This window comes from Variovorax robiniae (assembly GCF_037889955.1).
GTDB classification, from domain to species: domain Bacteria; phylum Pseudomonadota; class Gammaproteobacteria; order Burkholderiales; family Burkholderiaceae_C; genus Variovorax; species Variovorax robiniae.
Window position 1 is genome coordinate 264,311 of record NZ_JBBKZS010000001.1, and the last position, 16,872, is coordinate 281,182.

Annotated in this window: 15 protein-coding genes; all 15 read right to left on the minus strand. The window is 69.8% G+C overall.

Features of this window, described 5'->3' with window-relative positions; all coding sequences use genetic code 11:
• Nucleotides 1-2: 2 nt before the first annotated feature.
• Genes WKW79_RS01090 through WKW79_RS01160 form a run of 15 tightly spaced genes read right to left on the minus strand, consistent with a single transcriptional unit; the run spans nucleotide 3 to nucleotide 16,843 of the window.
• Nucleotides 3-926 (minus strand): hypothetical protein, encoded by a 924-nt coding sequence (locus WKW79_RS01090; protein WP_340333249.1) that lies wholly within the window; start codon nucleotides 924-926, stop codon nucleotides 3-5.
• 2 nt (nucleotides 927-928) lie between these two features.
• A complete protein-coding gene (locus tag WKW79_RS01095) occupies nucleotides 929-3,553 on the minus strand; it encodes a phage tail protein (protein WP_340333250.1) in 2,625 nt (874 codons plus the stop codon).
• Nucleotides 3,554-3,559: 6 nt separating this feature from the next.
• The gene (locus WKW79_RS01100; RefSeq protein ID WP_340333251.1) at nucleotides 3,560-5,848 is read right to left on the minus strand and encodes a putative baseplate assembly protein; all 2,289 of its coding nucleotides are present in this window, start codon (nucleotides 5,846-5,848) and stop codon (nucleotides 3,560-3,562) included.
• Nucleotides 5,849-5,855: 7 nt separating this feature from the next.
• On the minus strand, nucleotides 5,856-6,257 hold the full coding sequence (locus WKW79_RS01105; protein ID WP_340333252.1) for a GPW/gp25 family protein: 402 nt from the start codon (nucleotides 6,255-6,257) through the stop codon (nucleotides 5,856-5,858).
• A complete protein-coding gene (locus WKW79_RS01110) occupies nucleotides 6,250-7,905 on the minus strand; it encodes a hypothetical protein (protein ID WP_340333253.1) in 1,656 nt (551 codons plus the stop codon). Before WKW79_RS01110 ends, WKW79_RS01105 begins: the two co-directional genes overlap by 8 nt.
• A gap of 42 nt (nucleotides 7,906-7,947) precedes the next feature.
• A complete protein-coding gene (locus tag WKW79_RS01115; protein ID WP_340333254.1) occupies nucleotides 7,948-8,631 on the minus strand; it encodes a phage baseplate assembly protein V in 684 nt (227 codons plus the stop codon).
• A gap of 7 nt (nucleotides 8,632-8,638) precedes the next feature.
• The gene (locus WKW79_RS01120; protein ID WP_340333255.1) at nucleotides 8,639-9,724 is read right to left on the minus strand and encodes a phage late control D family protein; all 1,086 of its coding nucleotides are present in this window, start codon (nucleotides 9,722-9,724) and stop codon (nucleotides 8,639-8,641) included.
• Between the two features lie 12 nt (nucleotides 9,725-9,736).
• Nucleotides 9,737-9,904, minus strand: coding sequence for a hypothetical protein (locus WKW79_RS01125; protein WP_340333256.1), 168 nt, complete (start codon nucleotides 9,902-9,904; stop codon nucleotides 9,737-9,739).
• A gap of 5 nt (nucleotides 9,905-9,909) precedes the next feature.
• A complete protein-coding gene (locus WKW79_RS01130; protein WP_340333257.1) occupies nucleotides 9,910-11,055 on the minus strand; it encodes a CIS tube protein in 1,146 nt (381 codons plus the stop codon).
• Nucleotides 11,055-11,558 carry a phage tail protein gene (locus WKW79_RS01135; protein ID WP_340333258.1) on the minus strand — a complete coding sequence of 168 codons (504 nt, stop codon included), beginning with the start codon at nucleotides 11,556-11,558 and terminating at the stop codon, nucleotides 11,055-11,057. The genes WKW79_RS01130 and WKW79_RS01135 overlap by 1 nt, the downstream gene beginning before the upstream one ends.
• A gap of 12 nt (nucleotides 11,559-11,570) precedes the next feature.
• Entirely contained in the window at nucleotides 11,571-13,151 is a 1,581-nt protein-coding gene (locus WKW79_RS01140) for a phage tail protein (RefSeq protein WP_340333259.1), read from the minus strand.
• A gap of 16 nt (nucleotides 13,152-13,167) precedes the next feature.
• Entirely contained in the window at nucleotides 13,168-13,614 is a 447-nt protein-coding gene (locus tag WKW79_RS01145) for a phage tail protein (RefSeq protein ID WP_340333260.1), read from the minus strand.
• 26 nt (nucleotides 13,615-13,640) lie between these two features.
• Nucleotides 13,641-15,401, minus strand: coding sequence for a phage tail sheath family protein (locus tag WKW79_RS01150; protein WP_340333261.1), 1,761 nt, complete (start codon nucleotides 15,399-15,401; stop codon nucleotides 13,641-13,643).
• Between the two features lie 54 nt (nucleotides 15,402-15,455).
• A complete protein-coding gene (locus tag WKW79_RS01155; protein ID WP_340333262.1) occupies nucleotides 15,456-16,265 on the minus strand; it encodes a hypothetical protein in 810 nt (269 codons plus the stop codon).
• Nucleotides 16,262-16,843 (minus strand): Pvc16 family protein, encoded by a 582-nt coding sequence (locus WKW79_RS01160; protein WP_340333263.1) that lies wholly within the window; start codon nucleotides 16,841-16,843, stop codon nucleotides 16,262-16,264. Before WKW79_RS01160 ends, WKW79_RS01155 begins: the two co-directional genes overlap by 4 nt.
• Between the last annotated feature and the right edge of the window lie 29 nt (nucleotides 16,844-16,872).

Below are 16,872 nucleotides of genomic sequence, written 5' to 3' on the forward strand. Positions count from 1 at the left end.
CCTTAGAGGCCGATGGCGTTGGCCAGCAGGTCGACCGCCGGCAGGAAGCGGCGGCCGAAGTTGTCGACTTGGGGTGCGTCGGCGCTGCGCAAGGGCGCGCCGGTGGCGACCAGCGCCTGCACCGGGATGAAGAGGCGCGCGAGGAACACCGCGCTGTGGTCGAACACCGGCGGGTGCTCGGGCAAGGGGTCGAGCGGGTCGGTGCTGCCGGAGCGGCCTGTCGCGGGGTACGCGGCCAGCACGGCGTCTTGCGCTGCGGCGCGGCGCTCGGCGGGCGCCGCGCCGCTGAGGTCGGTGCCTTGCAGGGGCAGGCCGCTGTGGGTGTTGGAGAGGCCGGCCCGCAGTGTCATCACCACTTCGTAGGCATCGCGCAGCCGCGACACCGAGACGGCATCCAGCGCGTCATACGGCCCGGTCGCGAAGCTCGGTGTGTAGCCGTGCGCGCAGGCGATGAAGCGCAGGTAGACATCGGCGACGACGGCGGCGGCGGGTAGCGGGGTGGCGTCGGCCTGGCGGCGCACGCTGGCGAAGCGGGAAAGGTTGTCGTAGCTGGCCAGTCGCATCGCATCGCCACCCTGCACCGCGGCCTGCTGCGTGAACCAGGGCACGAGGCGCAGGCAGGCAGGACGCGGCACTTCGATGAGCCGGCCGAGCCGATCCACGGCCACGCCGGGGTCGACCACGATTTCCTCCGGATGCGGTGCTTCGCCGCCGGTGACTTCCGGCTCGTGGTGCACGCGCAGGCCGGCCAGCGTGCCGTTGCCGGACAACTGCGCCAGGGCGCGGGCGAGGCGGCCGCGGTGGTAGGTCTGTTCGTCGCTGAAATCCTGCGCGGCCAGCATCATGCCGGTGGCATAGGACGGTCGCTCGGGCAGCGGGCGGGCGTACAGCGGATCGGCGCTGGGATCGCGGCTTTGCACGGTCATGGTCAGGACTCCTGGTTCAAGATGGGCGCGGTGCTGCCGCCGACGCGCGGGTCGAGCGCGGGCGACTGGCGCACGAGGTCGCCCATGCCGAGCACGCTGCGCTGGACGCGCACCGGTTGCGGCCGCGCGGGCGGCCCGAGGTAGGTATCGACGGCGACCAGGCTGGAAACGCCGACCAGCAGCGGCTTCGATGCGGTCACCACGCGCACATCGACATGGGCCGGGGCTTCGAGTTCGGCGATGCGGCGGATCAGGCCGAGGTCCTGCGGCTCGACTTCCTGGTGCACGAAGATCGTCGCGCGGTGGGCCAGGCGGCCGTAGAAGGCGAGCACGGCATCGTTCTCGGCATCGGTGGCCTGGTCGCTGCGGAACAGGGCCATCAGTTCGGCCTGCTGCTGGTCGGCGAGGATCAGCGTGTCGCCGACGATGGAGTTGCCGCTCTGGCCGAGGCCGGGCAGCAGCGGATCGTCTTCGTCGACGAGGTCGACGCCGAGCAGCGTGGCCAGGAGGCGGCGCAGGCGGAAGTCCTCGATCACGACGATCTCGCCGCCGCTCACGCCACCGCCAGTGGCCACGTCGAGCGCGAAAGAGAGGCCGCGACGTGTGCCATGCCAGCGCGCGAGACGCGGAGATTCGCGTAGCCAGGCGCGGCGACGATCGACGGGCAGCACAGGATCGAACGCGACGCCGACCCATGTGGCGAGCCAGTCGAGCTGCGGCTCGGGCACCGTGGCCGGATGCGTCAGCACATGGGCGCTGGCAACGCGGTCTTCCAGTGTGGTCAGCACGCCTTCGAAGTTGGCGACCATGCGGGAGAGGAAGTCGGATGGGGTCGCCTTCGGGCGGTAGACGCCGATGTCCTGTGCACCCTGCGTGTCGCGTACCAGGTGCCAGGTGGTTTGGCGTGCGCTGTCGAAGAGGCGCCAACGTTGTTGCGGCTGGATGGGCGTGGCGGCGAGTGCGCCGGAGATGTCGGGGAGTTGCAGTTGCAGGGCGTTCACGACGGCCGCAGGTGCATCGCCGCCGGCATTGAGCAAGCTCAAGGTCGCCGCGCTGGCCCGCAGGGTCGCGAGCCGTTCGCCCGCGGCTTGCGCATCGGCGCCGAACTGCGTCTCGCGCAGGAAGCGCGGCAGGTAGTGGTCGACGTAGTCGAAGCGGCCGGCCCAGGCGCGCAGCGCGCAGATCTCCGGCGTGGCGCGGCCATCGCCGAGCATGGTGCAGCGCACCCACAGGTAGCGGCCGACCAGGCGGCGCACGCGGCGTGTCGCGTCCTGGATCAGCACGCCGAACAGGCCGCGGCGATCGCGCTCGGGTGTCCACGATGCAAGCCCGGGATGGCCGGGCAGTTCGGAGGGTGCGGGGTCCCAGGCGGCGCGTGGCACCGGACCTGCCATGACCGCGGGGGCGAGCGCGGCGATGTCGCGGCCGAAGCCGTGGGGTTGCCATGCGGCTGCGTCTTCCAGGGCGGGCGGCGCGGGGTCGGCGGTGGCGGCGAGCCAGGCGATGAATCCTGTCCCGGCAGGGATCGAGGCCTCGGCCATGAGGCGATGCCAGACGGTGTCGGGCTGGCCGCTGTCTAGCCATTGCGCTGCAAGGCCGTCGTCGGTATCGGTCCAGTTCGTGGCCTCGCCCTGGCGCGCGGTGTTGACCAGCGAGAGGGGCAGCAGGGGCTCGGCCTCGTCGTCGTTGAGCGGGTAGCGCGGCGGCGTTTCGAGCGTGTGGGCGAAGGAGGCTTCGACGGCGCCGGTGGCCAGCGGATAGACCTCGCCGAGCACGATGCCGCCGTCGTCGAAAGACAGCGCATCGCTGCGACCGGGCAAGCGCACGGCCATCCCACTGTTCGCAAGCCAGGCCAGACTGTAGGCATAGCGGCCACCGGCCAGCGGCACGGCGGTCGTGAGGGCGCCATTGATGGCGTCGATGCCGCGCAAGCGTGCAGCGTCGTCCGGGCCCCAGCTCAGCAGGCGCAGCGCGGGGCCGGGGTGGGCCGCCAGTGCGATGGGCTGCTCGTCGGCGGGCCAGGTGACCTGATCCAGCAGGCGCAACGTCGGCGGGAAGCAGTTCTCCGGCTCGGGGCGGAAGACTTGCGGGGCGTATTCGTCGCGGGCCGGTGTCTGCAAAGACAGCGGACGGCCTTCGAGCCGCGCCAGTCTTCCGCTGGTGCGCTCCAGCAGCCACACGCCGCCGTCCGCATGGGCCGCGAGGCGCCAGGGCACGAAGCCGTCGGTGGGCACGCGTGTCGTCGCGAAACGGCCGCGCAGGTCGTGCATGAGCACGGCGTCGGGCAAGGCGGCGTAGAGCACGCCATCGGTGCCGGCGCAAAGGTCGGTCGGTGCGACGTCGAGCGGCAGCGTGATCGCATCGCCAGGCAGATGGCCGGTGTGCACGACCACCGCCATCGCATCGCCGTCCCATCGTGCGACGGAGCCGAAACTGTCGACCGCACGCGGCACCAAGTCGAGTGCGGCCAGCGCCGTGGCCTCCGCGACGGCATCGATCGGCGACTGGATTTCTCGCTCGCTCGCCAGCCGCAGGGCCTTGCAGCCACTGTCGTAGCGCGTGTGCTCATGGCTGCGCCAGTGACCGGCATTCGCCAGCAGGAAGAAGCGCAGGCCGTTGGCGTCCATGGCGGTTCAGCAGAGTTCGGGCACGACGGGCACCGCGACCTGGTTGGCCTTGGCGAAGGGATTGGGCAGCGCGGCCAGCGACGTGGGCACGGGTGTGTCCCCATCGACGACGATCACGCCCAGCAACTCGGGCAACTGCCAGCGCGCCAGTTCGAGGCTGCGGGTGCCGTCCGGCTGGTTGCGCGGCAGCAGCGTCCAGGCAGGGCCGCTTTCCGACACACCCTTGCCGAACAGGTTCAGCCCCGACACCTCGCGCACGCCGGCCACGCGGGACACTTCGACTTCCAGTTCGCGCTCGCGCACATGGCGGCCCAGCCTCCAGCCCTTGCCGTCGGCGCCGCCGGGCGGCAGCGGCCAGAGCAGCCGCTTCAAGGCCTGGCGCACTTCGAGCAGCACGGCATCGCGGCCGAAGCCATCGCGCAGCACCACGCCGACAGCCAGGCCGAGCGGGATGTAGTCGCAGCCGATCACGTACAGCTCCGAGGCCAGCGGGGAGCGCGCTGCCAGGTGGCTGTGCGTGCGTTCGAGGAAGGGCCGGTCGGGGCGCGGATTGGGCACTTGCGCAGTGGTCATCGGCTGCTCGGGCAGCACCATCACGCTGACCACGCCGGGCACCTCGAAGCGCCGGTCGCGCGGCTTGAAGCGCGGCATGACCTCGACGCGGCCCATCGCGATGCCGGGCACTTCGAAGGCCAGGCGCTGGTAGTCGAGCGGGGTCACGGCCCGGTCGCGATGGCGCAGCAGCGCGGGAATACGGGCCTCGGCCTGCGCCATGGTTTTGGCATCGACGCCGCCTTGCATGGCGAGGGGTTGCTGCACCTTGAGCGGGGACGAACGGCCACCTTCGACGCGCGTGGCGCTGATGCCGGTGAGCGATTGCGGCGGCAGGTTGCCCGCGACGCCGCCGCCGAAGCGGCCGAAGGCCAGGCGCACGCGCATCTGGCGATCCGGGATGCGTCCGCGGATGCCATCGCCGAAGCGCAGCGTGCCGGCGGCGGCATCGAGTTCGAAGGCAGCGGCTTCGCGTGCCACGTTGGGGTTGGCGTCAATAGTTGCCAGGTCTTCGACGCGGCTCCATGTGCGGTAGCCCTGGCCCGGTTCCTCGACTTCGATCACCAGCGTGTCCGCATCGACCGACCCTTGCGGCAGCGAGAAGCTCTGGTCCGCCGCGCCGGTGGAACTGCCGAGCACGCTCCCGCGCAGCGTCACGCGCTGGTCCACTTCGACCGCATTCGCGCCGATCCACGACAACGCCAGGTGCTCGACCTGCGCACCGGGCCGCGGGCGCAGCCGCAGCCAGCCAACCAGGCGGCCGGCGCGATCCGCATCGTCGATGCGCGGCGGCGTGTCGCCGACACCGGCGGAAGGATTGGCCAGCACGTCGTTCGGTGGCACCCACAGGCGATCGCTGCCTGGCAGGGGCAGGCGCAATGTGCCGGCACGGGTGAGACCGCCAGTGGTGTTGCTGTCGGGAAGCGGATCGAGCGTGAGGTATTCGGTGCCGAAGGTGCCGGTGCCGCGCGTGGCGAGTTCCCACAGCACCGGCAGCGGGGCCGGTGTTTCGAGTTCATCGAACAGTTCCGGCGTGCTGATCGTGGGCACGATGCCGAGCGACAGCAGTGTCGGTGTGCCGGACGCGCCGCCGAGCGCGTTGCGCACGGCGTCGTTGGTGGCGGCCTGCTCGGTGGGCCTTGCCGCGGTGGGGGCCAGCAGTGCGAGCCACAGCACGCGGTCGATGCTGCTCGCGAAGACATCGATGCCATTGGGCTCGGCACGATCGGCATCGAACACGCGATGCGTTTCATACGGCTCGGCCGCACCGTTCACGCGATGGATGCGGGCCAGCCCCGCGACCACATCGGCCATGCGGGCGCGTTCACCATCGTCCAGCGCCCGCTTGATGTACGCCTCGGCCACGATCGGCAGCACGCTGGTCTCGGCCAATGTCTCGAAGGGGGCCGCGCCGCTCAGCGTGGCGCCGGGTTGCAAGCTTTGCACGGCCAGCTCGGTGGGCGGCTGTGCGTAGGCCAGTTGCACGATGCCGCGCGCGGGCAGGGCGCCCTTCATCGGCGCACCGAGCAACTGTTGGAAGACCAGCCGTTGCCGCTCCGGCACGAGGTTGGCGCGGTACAGCAGCGCATCGCCGAGCCATGCGAACAGTTCGACCATCGTTCGACCGGGGTCGCCGAGGCGCGGGTTGGTCCATTCCGGCGTGTGGGCCGGGATGCGGGCGAGCAGGTCTTCGACGAGGTCGTCGAAGCGCCGGTCGTCCAGTCTGGGAGGAGTGATTGCCATGATGGGGTTACCGGGTTTCCTGGGTCATGGTCAGCGCGAGCGTCGCGGCCTCGCCGGTGCGTTGCAGCCGGTATGCGATCTCGACGCGGATCTGGGTCGGCTCTGCCTCGACTTCGAGCACGTCGACCCGGTCCAGCACGATGCGCGGCTCCCAGCGCGTGACGGCGTCGGTCACCAGCACCTGGATGCGGCGGCGCGTGGCCAGCGTGTTGGGCTCGTGCTGCAGGCGGTCGAGGCCGGCGCCGAAGTCGGGACGCATCAGTTGCTCGCCGGGGCGGGTGGCCAGCAGCGCCTGCAGCGTGTCGCGAACGCTGCGTTCGAGCACCGGCCAGTCGAGACGGCCATGGGCATCGGGCAGCGCGAACAAGGGCCAGCCGATGGCGGGGCGGCGCAGGTCGAAGTCAGCCATTGCCGTCGCTCCGCTTGGGGAACGGGATGCAGATCTTGATGAACAGCATCCAGCGGAAGAACAGGTCGAACAGGCTCAGGAAGATGTTCAGCGAGATGAACGCGCAGATCGTGATGATCGGGATGTTGAAGCTGCAAATCCAGCCGAGCGTGAGGTTGCCGGTCGAGCCCTTGCCGTCGAGCATGTCCTTGGGGTTGCCCGACATCAGCGTCTGCAACGACGGCGGCACGACGAAGGAGACATTGGGCTTGAGGCCGGCGAGGAAGCCGCGGTCGGTCGGGTCGGGCATGGCGATCTGCACCGGCGGGGCGCCCGCGCCTTCGTACCAGGGGGCAATGACGAAGGGTTCGCTTGGCTCGGACCAGACGGTGCGGGCGGGGCAGGTGCCTTCGGGCTTGAGGCGGACGAAGGCGTGCACGATGTACTTGGCACCGGGCTCGTCGTAGCGGCCCGGTGCGCCCTTGACGGTGGCGAAGCGGGCGCGCATGGCGGAAGACAAGGCGCTTCGCAGGGCGCGCTTTTCAGCGTCGGCCATCGAGGGCCAGGCACGCGGCATTTCGGGCGCGGGTGCGCCGGGGTCGCGCTCGATCAGCTGGCGCACCGCGGCACGCAGGAAGCTGCCGGCATCGACGAAGCGATCGGTGGTCTCGCCTTCCTTGCGCTTCAACGGGAGCTGGATGGTTTGAAGACGCGCGTAGACCGCCGCACTTGCCGGGCTCGAGCCAAACGCATCGAACTCGCTCGCCAACTGGCGCAGCAGCGTCACGAAGCGCTTCATTGCGAGGTTGCCGGAGCTGGTGTTCAGCACGGCCCAGTCCTCGTTGCTGATGCCTTGCGGCTGGATGACCGCACCAGGCTCGCCGAGCGCATCGACCCAGACTGTTTGCAGCGTGCTGCCCGCAAACGGAAAGTCCATCGCCTCGCCACGCAAGGGCTCGACCAAATGGTTGATGAACTCGGCCGATTCGGCGCCGAAGCTGTCGCCGAAGGTCTCGCTCTCCGGCGCAGGCATCGCGGCCAGTTCACCGCTGCTGGTCGGCACGATGCCGCAATAGAGCGTCTTGGCTGCGGCGGTGCACACGTCGGGTGGCGCGAGGAATAGCGGGTGCGTCTTTTCCTCCAGCCACGCGTCCGCTGGTTCGAGGGCGAGTTGCGTGAAGGCGCGATCCAGGGCGGCGCCCAGGCGCGGCGCGGGCAGGCGTTGTTGCATGCCAGGGTCCGCGCCCTCGGCACCCAGCCGTTCGACCCGCGCCCATCCCTGCAGCACGCCGCGCCGCGACATCCAGCCTTCGAGCCAGGAACCATGAGTGTCACTGCGCAGGCGCCGCACGACGAAGCCGGCTGAGGCGATGCGCTTGGGGTCGAGGCGCGGCAGGCCGGGCGTGTCGCACCAGGCTTCGATCAGCGCCAGGTGGAACTGCCGCTGCACCGGCTGGAACAGCTTCAGCACGCCGGACTTGTTGCGTTGGCCCGCGACGAGACTCTTCAGCGCAGCCGTGCCATCGACATCGCGCAATTGCGCGTAGGTGCTGGCAAGGAAGTCGTCGTCGCTGCGTTGCAGGAGGTAGGGCGCGCTGCCCTGGCCCGGCGCCGGTGGCGGCCGAAGGTTGCGCGGCGCGCCGACGAGCACCGGGTGGTGTTGCTGCATGGGCGGCTGTTGCCGTTGAAGCACTTGTGCCATGTCCAGCCCCTACCAGATGTTGCCCGCGCCGGGCGTGTAGGCGGTGGAGATCACCGTGTTGCTGATCAGCGTGTCGCACTTGACGACGCCGCTGAAGGTCGACATGCCCGCATCGACCGTCACCATGCCGGCGCTCACGGCCACCTGCGAGGCCCGCACCGTGACCTTGGCCGATGCCGTCACCGTGATGCCCGCGGTCTCCAGCTTGATCGAGTTGCCGTTGGAGTCTTCCAAGGTCAACGTGCCGGGCCCGTCCTTCAGCGTCACGCTCTGGCCGCCGGGTGTCTCGAGCTTCAGCGTTTCCTGGCCGCTCTCATCGGTGAAGGTGATGCGGATGCCGTTCTTCGACGCGATGCACTTGGTGACGTTGCGGCCGCCGCTGTCGATCGAGGCCGGCGCGGGGGAGGCACCGTTCCACAGCCCGCCGACGATCAGCGGAAAGCGCGTGTCGCCACCCGCGAAGACGACCAGCACTTCGTCGTCCACATCCGGAATGAAGAAGGCGCCGCGATCGCTGCCGGCGAAGGCCGACACCACGCGCGCCCACAGCGGCGCATCGTTGTCGTCGCCGTCGAAGGCGATGAGGCGGACCTGTACGCGGTTGCTGCTGTCCGGGTCGTCGAGCGACACCACGCGCGCCAGGTGCGCGGCCTGGTACAGCGCGGCGGGGCGGTCGAAGATGGAATGGGTCATGTGCATGTCATGCACCCAGGTAGGCGCATTCCGCGCTGAACTCAGTGCGGTAGCCGTGCTGCAAATCGAACAGGTGACAGGCCTGCGTCACGTAGTAGGTGTTGTCGAAGCGGGTATCGAGGCCGGTCAGCGTCACGTGGCTACCGACGCGCAGCTTCGGGTTGCCTTCCGTGGTGCCGTCGACTTTCACGAAGCGGCGTGCGCGCTGGTCGAAGGCGGTCTGCGCGACCACGGTCGCTTCCTCGCTGGTCGCGACGCTGATGTGCGCGACGCGTTCATGGCGCGCACCGAATGCGTCCTTCAACAGTTGCGCGCCGGTCTTGCCGCTGCCCGGGCCGAGGTGCGTCCCACTGTCGGCGGTGGACTCGGCCACGCTGCCCTGGGCCGCATCCCAGCCGCGCACGCTGACGCTGGTGGCCTGGTCGGCGAGGTCGGCCCGCACGCGGGCGCGGCCGAGCTGCCCATGCAACTGCAGTTCGATGGCGTTGCGCTTCACGTCCGCGCGCGGCGAGACCTGCAGTTCCTCGCCCGCGATCTGCAGGTCGGCGTCGAAGCGCTCCAGCAGGCGGCGCAGGAAGGCGAGGTCGCTCTCGGCCAATTGGGCCCACGTGCCGCTCGGCGACGTCAGGCCGGCGATCACCGGGCGCAGGCCGAGGTCGCTGGCGATGGCTTTGACCACGTCGGCCGGCGTCTTGTCGGTCCAGGTGCGGCTGCGGCGCGTGAGGCGCGCGGCTTGCAAGGCGTCTTCGGCCAGCGCGACGATGGTCGGCGGGTCGCCGGTGGCGTATTCAAGTTCGAGCGCGGTGATGCGGCCACGGAAGATCTCGCAGGGGCTGGCTTCCTCGCCGAGGTAGACGATCAACGCAGCGCCGAGCGCCAGCTTCGATCCCGACGGAAAGGCCAGGCTCGCGCCGCCGTCCGGCGTGCTGGCCCAATTGGAGAAGCGCAGCTCGATGCCGCTCAAGCCGCCGTCCTGCTCGTGCATGCGCATTGACTGGACGAGTTCGGCGGCGCGCTCGTCTTCCTGCCCATCGAAGCGCAGCGTGGGCCGTGCGCGATAGATGGCGGCCTGGCTGACGGAGGTTTCGGCCATGGTGAAGGGTCCTCAATCGGCGTGCAGGCGGGCCTGGCGCTCGGCCATCAAGGCGAGCGCGTGGCGCAGGGCTTCGAGCGGGTCGGGGCCCTGCTGCGTTTGCGGCTGTGCCGGCGTGGCCTCGGCTGCGTTGGCGGGTGGCGCGATCTCAGCGGTGACGTTCTCGAAAACGATGGCCATGGTGCTCAACCCTCGAAGTTGATCGAGGCGCGCAGCCCCGATGGAATGTCGACCTGCGCCACGAGGCCCGCGCCACCGCCGGCTGCCGCCTGGCCCCCCACGCCGATGGAGGCACCGGCCGAGATGCCGGCCGAGGCGCCGATGGAGGCACCGGCCGTGAGGCTCAGCGCGGCGCTGCTGGCGTTGAGGGACAGCGAAGGCGCAGGCGGCAGGTCGACGCGCAGGCCGGCGAAGGCGCCGCTGGAGGCTGTGCCGAGGGACAGGCTGCTGCTGGATGCGCTGGCGCTCGCAGAGGCGCTGAGTCCGATGCCGGCGCTGGTACTTGCGCCAGCGCTCGCACTGAGCCCGAATCCCGCGCCGGCACTTGCACCTGCACCCGCACTGAGCCCGAACCCCGCACCAGCGCTCGCCCCGGCACCCGCACCAGCCCCCACGCCAATCCCGAACCCCGCACTCGCCGAAGCCCCCGTCGAAAACGCCGCCGCCGCATTCAGCGTGACCCCGGCACCTCCCACCGCCAGCGTCCCGCCGTCCGCAAAACGCAGGCTCGCGCTGCCATTGGCACTCGCAATGTCCCGCGCCGCACGCGGCTGCCCGAGCTGGTTGGCCACGCTGGCCGGGTTCGGCGAACCGGGGCTGCTCCCCGCCGGCACCATCACCGGCGGCGCATTCGTCGGCGCCGCATCAACCGACGCAGCCGGCGCATGCTTCTGGTCCTCGAAGACCTTGTCCTGGCTCGCCAGCGTCAGGTTGATGCCGCAGCGCAGCGGCACGCCTTCGGGCGAGAAGTAGTCCAGCGTTTCCTTGTACTGCTCCACCATGCCGGTGAATTCGTAGGTGCCCCAGCTGAAGGTCACCTTCGGCGGCACCTGCTTGCCCTTCGGGCCGTCCGGCTTCATCAGCCGCGCCATGCGGTCGCTCAACTCGCGCACGTCCTGGCCGTTGTGCGTGGTGTCGAACACCAGGTCCATCGTCAGCTTGGCGCTGCTGTTGGCGACGTACTGCTTCTTGTTCGGCCCCTTGGCCTCGCCCATCGTGTTCGACACGCTGTACTGCAGCGATGCCGGGTTGAAGTGCACCGTGATGTCGTCGCCGCCATCGATCTTGAAGTGGGCGAGGGTGACCGCGCGGTCGGTGGGTTGCAGTGCCATCACGGAGCCTCCAGCTGCAGGCCTTCATGGACCAGGTGCAGCTCCTCGATGCCGATCTCCGCCGTGCGCGCGTTGAGGTCGGCGGCCTTGAACTTGACCGGCATGGCACGCGCGAGGCGCCAGGTCATGGCCGTGTTGCCGGCCGCGTCCTGCACCGCGATCGAGACGTCGAGCCGATACGCGCTCGCACCACCGGCCACCAGCGCGAACCATTCCCACGCATGGCGTGTGCTGGTGACGCCGCGCTTGAGGATCACCGTGGCGAAGGTCACTGGCCCCGTGCGTTGCGCCGCGCCGTAGTTGGCGCCGCCGGACTTGATGACCTTCGGCTCCATCGTGGCTTCCAGGCCGGAGCATTCGGAAAAGGCGCCCGAGCAGAGATTGATCTCCGCCCCGGCCTGCCCCTTGCCGCCCGTCAGCACGGCCCGCTTGAACGAGACGTGAAAGCGAAACATCTGCAGGGGCTGCAGCAGGTTTTCCTGGAGGTCTTGTGCGTCGGCCATCGCTGTTTCCGGTCAGGCGACCGCCTCCCCGAGCACCGCATCGCTGCCTTCGGCATGCTGTGCCGCGAGCAGCGAGAAGCTCACCGTGATGCGCTCGACCGAGGCCGCGGGCAACAGCACCACCTCGACGATGAGGCGACCCGCATCGAGGTCGGCCTGCGTCATCGTCCTGCGGTCGCATCGCACCTCGAAGGCGTCTTCTGGCGTGTCGCCGCCAAGGCCGCCTGCGCGCCAGTAGCCCATCAGCAGTTGTTCGAGTGACAGCCTCGCTTGCCGCCACAGCGCCGGTCCGTTCAATCCAAAGGCATGTGCCTGGCCCATCGCACGTGCCGAGCGCAACACGCTGGCGACCAGCCGCGATGCCTGACCGCCGCGCCAGGCCGGCGCAGGTGAAGTCGTGACATCGGACTGCAACGCCCACCCATCCGGCCCCGGCGCAAAGACGCACAGGCGCTCGGCCAGCCGGGACCAAGGATGTTCCGCCACCAGGCTGGTCGCGGGCGTGGGCTCGCCGCGGATGATCTCCAGCCGCGGTGTGCCGGCCGCGCTGCGGTAGGTGCCGCGCGTCAGGGCATTGCGCGCCAGCGTGCCGCACAGCAGTCCATCGGGCGGCATCAGCGCCTGCGGCATGTCCTGGCTTGCCGGGGTTTCCAGCCATGGCGTGGCGAGCTGCACGAAGGCGCTGCTGGCCTGCGCCGGGTCGGTGCCGGCCGCACGCAACAGCGTGGCCTCGGTCAATGCGCCGAGCGGATCGGCGACGTAGCGGCGCTGCCATCCCGCGCTGCCTTCGAACAGGGGCAGGGCGGCGATGAAGCCGCAGTCACGCCGATAGCGCAAGAGGAAGTCCCGCACGCGCCCGACCGCCTGGGCCCATGCCGCCGTGCCGGCCACATCGAGCCGGGGCGCCGCGATGCGACGCAAGCCAGGATCCACCACGGGTCCGACATCGTTGGCACTGCATTCGACGAACACTTCGGGCGACGTGACGATCGGCCTTTCGCCATCCGGCGTTGGGGTCGGCAATGCATGGAGCAAGGGCAGGTCGGGCAGGCACAACAACGCAACCTGCTCCAGCCCGACCAGGTGTTCCAGCCCCTGCCAGCCCGCCGGATTGAACCGGTCGACGGCACGCGGTGGCAGCAATGCGCCGAGACGCGCCGCAATGAGCAACACACGCGCATTGCGCTCGGCCTGGTCACGCGGCTCGGGCTCCAGCACGGGCCACGGATCGCCCACCCGCACGATGATCGCCCGCCGTCCGCCCGCGATGAAGAAGCTGCGCACCGCAGCACCCAGCACCGCCGCGCAACGCTGGTTGCCTTCGACGCTCAAGGGCCGCGCCACGCTGTCGAACAGCCGGTCGAATTCCGACCAGCTCTCCACTGCCACCGGCACCTGGTCCAGCGCATCGAGCCGATCCGCCGGCAGCGCCCATGGCCCATCGATCCAGCCCGCGTCGCGCAGGTCCGCCCGTTGCGCCGCCGACAACGCGGTGCCCGCGCGCCGATGCACGAAGCCGATGAAGCAGGCGACATCGGTTCGCTCGGCGACGACGGTGGCCGGGATCTCGGCAGGGGCGAACACCAGCGGCATGAGCGGCCTCGTCTCGTCAGACTTCGATCGTCAGGCCTTCGGCGCTGAGCACGATCTCTTCCAGTGCCAGGTCGCCGCCGCCCTTGCCGGCCAGCGTCGGGCCGGTGTACTTCATCGGGATCACGTTGCTCAGCACCCATTGCTGCACCGGCTGCTGCGCTTCGTCGAGCAGCTTGATGGTCACGCTCTTGCGTTGTGCATCCGGGCCGGCCACGCGGGTCTGCTTGATCCAGTCGAACAGCGTCTTGGAGTTGATGACGCCGCGCTTGAGCGTGACGTCGCTGACCTTGTGCACGCCGGCCACCTTGCGCACGTGGTTCTCGCGCTCGTTGCCGTTGCGGTATTCGGCGACGGTGACTTCGGTGCCGAGGCCGGACACGTCGGAGAAACCCCCGAAGACCTCGCCGCCGTCGAAGTTGACGGTGAAATTGAAAGCGCCGTAGGGCGTGTTGCGGTTGGCCATGGCTGATAGCTCCTGTGAGGTGTGGTTCAGGTGCGCGCGTCAGCCGTCTTCTGGCCGATGCGGAAGATCACGAACTCGGCCGGCTTGATGATGGCCACGCCGATCAGGCAGATGAGGCGACCGTTGTCCAGGTCGTTCTGCGTCATCGTGCCGCGGTCGCAGCGCACGAAGAAGGCCTCCTCGACGGTGCTGCCCAGCAGCGCACCGCCGCGCCATTCGTTGTAGAGGAAGTCGGTGATGGTCTGCCGCACGTTGGCCCAGAGGCGCTCGCCGTTGGGTTCGAAGACGGACCACTGCGTGCCGCGGTCGATGGACGCTTCCAGGTAGTTGAAGTAGCGCCGGTCGCTCACGTACTTCCATTCCGGGTCGCTCGACACGAGCCGCGCACCCCAGACGCGATAGCCGCGTCCCGAGAGGTAGCGCAGGCAGTTGATGCCGAGCGGATTCAACGCTTCCTGCTGCGCGAAGTTGATGTCGGTCTCGAAGCGCAGTGCGCCCCGCACCACCTCGTTGGCAGGCGCCTTGTAGACGCCGCGCTCGATGTCGTTGCGCGCGTAGATGCCGGTGACGAAGCCGGAAGGCGGCAGGGCAATCTCGCGCGGAATGTCGTCGCGGCCCGGGCGTGCCAGCGGGTTGGCGGTGATGACCCACGGGTAGTAGAGCGCGGCGCGTGTGGAGTCGACGCGGCCGCGCTGGTCGCGCACCTGGCCAGGCGTCTGCGCGCGCGGCGTGTCCAGCACGGCGATGCGGTAGGCGCGGCGATGCTCCGCATGCGAGATGAGCGCGTTCTGGATCGCCTGCGCATCCGCATACACGCTGCTGCCTGGCGCCGCGACGATCGACACGTCCTCCAGCCCGATCAGCTGCGCCAGCGCATGGGCATAGGTGCCGACGGTGGTCTCGTTGCCGACACCGGGCGCGCTGCCATCGGTGCCGCCCGCAAGCATCACCTGGCGCCGGCCTTCGGTGTCGCCCGGCACCGCCGTCAGCGCCGCGATCGCCGCCTGCAATTCGAAGGCGCTGACGCCGCTGCCGACCTGCACCCACACCAGGTTCTGCAAGTCGTCGGCGCGGTTGCCGGGCGTCTGCGCCAGCACCGTGCCGATGAAGCGCGGGTGCGCCGCGCCCAGGCCGATGTCGTCGAAGACCTGGCCGTAGCCGTCGGCATCGGTGAACTCGACCGACAAGGTCACGAGTTGCGCGCGGATGCTGTCGTCGATCGTCAGGGCGGCGGCGGCGCTGTCGGCCCAGGCCGTGGGCGTGGTCTTGGTGAACAGCGTGAACACCGGCGCGGCATCGGTGCCGGTGGTGACGCGCACCAGGCTGCCGACCGGCGCCGTGCCCAGCGTGCGCGCCGTGGCGGGCCGTGTCGTTTCGCGGAACACCAGCCGCCCGTTGCCGGTCGCGCCGGCCGAGCGCGCAAAGGCGGCAATGGCCTCGTCACCCGCGCCAGCCCCGATCGCGGCGGTCGCCACGCCCCCACCCGCCGCCGCGGTCCGCACCACGTACAGCCGCGAGCCGCCGTTGTCGAAGTAGGCATGCACCGCATGCGCCAGGAAGTTGAGCTGATGCCGCGCATCCGTCACGTCGGAAAAGGCCAGGTTCTCGAAGCTGCCGTAGACCCGCTCGAAGTCGGTCAGGCTGGTCAGCAGTTCCGAGGCCACGCCCACCGGCCCGCGCCGTGCCGGGCCCACGAAGGCCGTGGTGCTGGTGCCCACGCCCTCGACGGACTTGGCACGGAAACTGGTCTCTTCGACGTAGACGCCGGGGGCAAGGTATTCAGGCATGGGTGGCTCCTTTGGACGGGGCGGTGGGTGGAGGAAGTGAGGGGATGGAGGGCATCACGGCACGGTGAGCACCACGCGCAGGGATTGCGCGCGGCCCGCCGTCAGCTGGATGTCGACGGGGGTGCCGGCGATGGGGGTGGGCACGACGGGCAGGTTGTCCGGGTCGATGATCGGCAGGCGGGCGGGTGGGCGTCCGGCCGCGACGAGGTCCTGCGCGACGCGCGTGCCGGCCACTGCGGGCCAGCGCACGCGCACCGTCGCCGGGACCTGGTCGACGACGACGGCATCCTCGCCATCGCCCCAGGTGGTGACCGGGATGCCGACCACCGGCAGCACGCATTCGCCGCGCCAGTCGCTGACGCCGCGCGCGATCAGCTGCGCGCTGGCGTTGAAGACTTCGATAAGCGCGCCGCCCAGCGCATCGCCGTTGCCGGCGCTCACGTTGACGAACAGCGTCGACCAGTTGTGGCCCGGCGGCGCCGTGGCGCTGCGCATCATTGGCACGCGTTGCGGCCGGAACAGCGAGTCTGGCGATGCGGCATTGAGCGGATTCGGATCGCGCGGCAACAGCATGCGCGCATCGCGCGGCACGTAGTGGCCGGCCGGGTCGGTGATGCGAACGTCGAGCGCCTGGCTGCCGACGGCTGGCGTGGCCGGTGGCGCAGCAAACGCATCGGCATGCGAGGCCAGCGGCGTCCACGAGACCAACGCATACAAGCCGCTGACGTTGCGCACGAAGCGCGCGCCGGGTGCCTGCAACTGAAGCGGTTCGGCGATGCGAGCACCCGTGCTGCCGTCGACGCATTCGATGGCACCAAGTACGCGGCGAACATCGTGCCCATGCGCTTCCCAGACAACGCTCATGGCCGTCCCCCCGGCCCATACGCAAAGTCCCGCGCCACCACCGGCGCAAACGCCTGCGCGTCCGTATCCGGATCCAGCCTCACCACCCGCGCCACATACGCCGCCGAGAGCCGGTACGACGCATCCAGCGCATCCCAGATCCGCACCTGCTCATCGATCCCAAGCTCCTGCGGCACGATCTGGATCACGTCGTCGCGCTGCCAACCGGCTTCGGGCGACAGCGACGACGCATCGAGCAAGGGATGCAGGTGCAGTTGCCGCATGGCCCAGGCCAGCGGTATCTGCTCGTCCTCGGCGGTGGCCGCGAAGGCGGTCAGCAGGTAGTGCAGGTCGAGCGAGAGCGCGTTCGGGTTCTGGGTCGGAAGAGGGCGGCGCGAATGCTCGCTGACCGTGACGCGATACAGCAGCAGCCCGATGTGCGTGTCGTCATCCGACAGCGAGGTGGCCTCGCGCAGCGCCATCGACTCGAAGGTGCATGCCGGCATCTGCACGTCGCCCACGCCCGGCTGCGGATATGCGCTGCGCAGGAGGGTGGCGATGGAGTTGCCAACCGAGTGAAGGGCCCTTGCATTTGCCACGATGACTTCAACTCCCCGATGACCTTGAT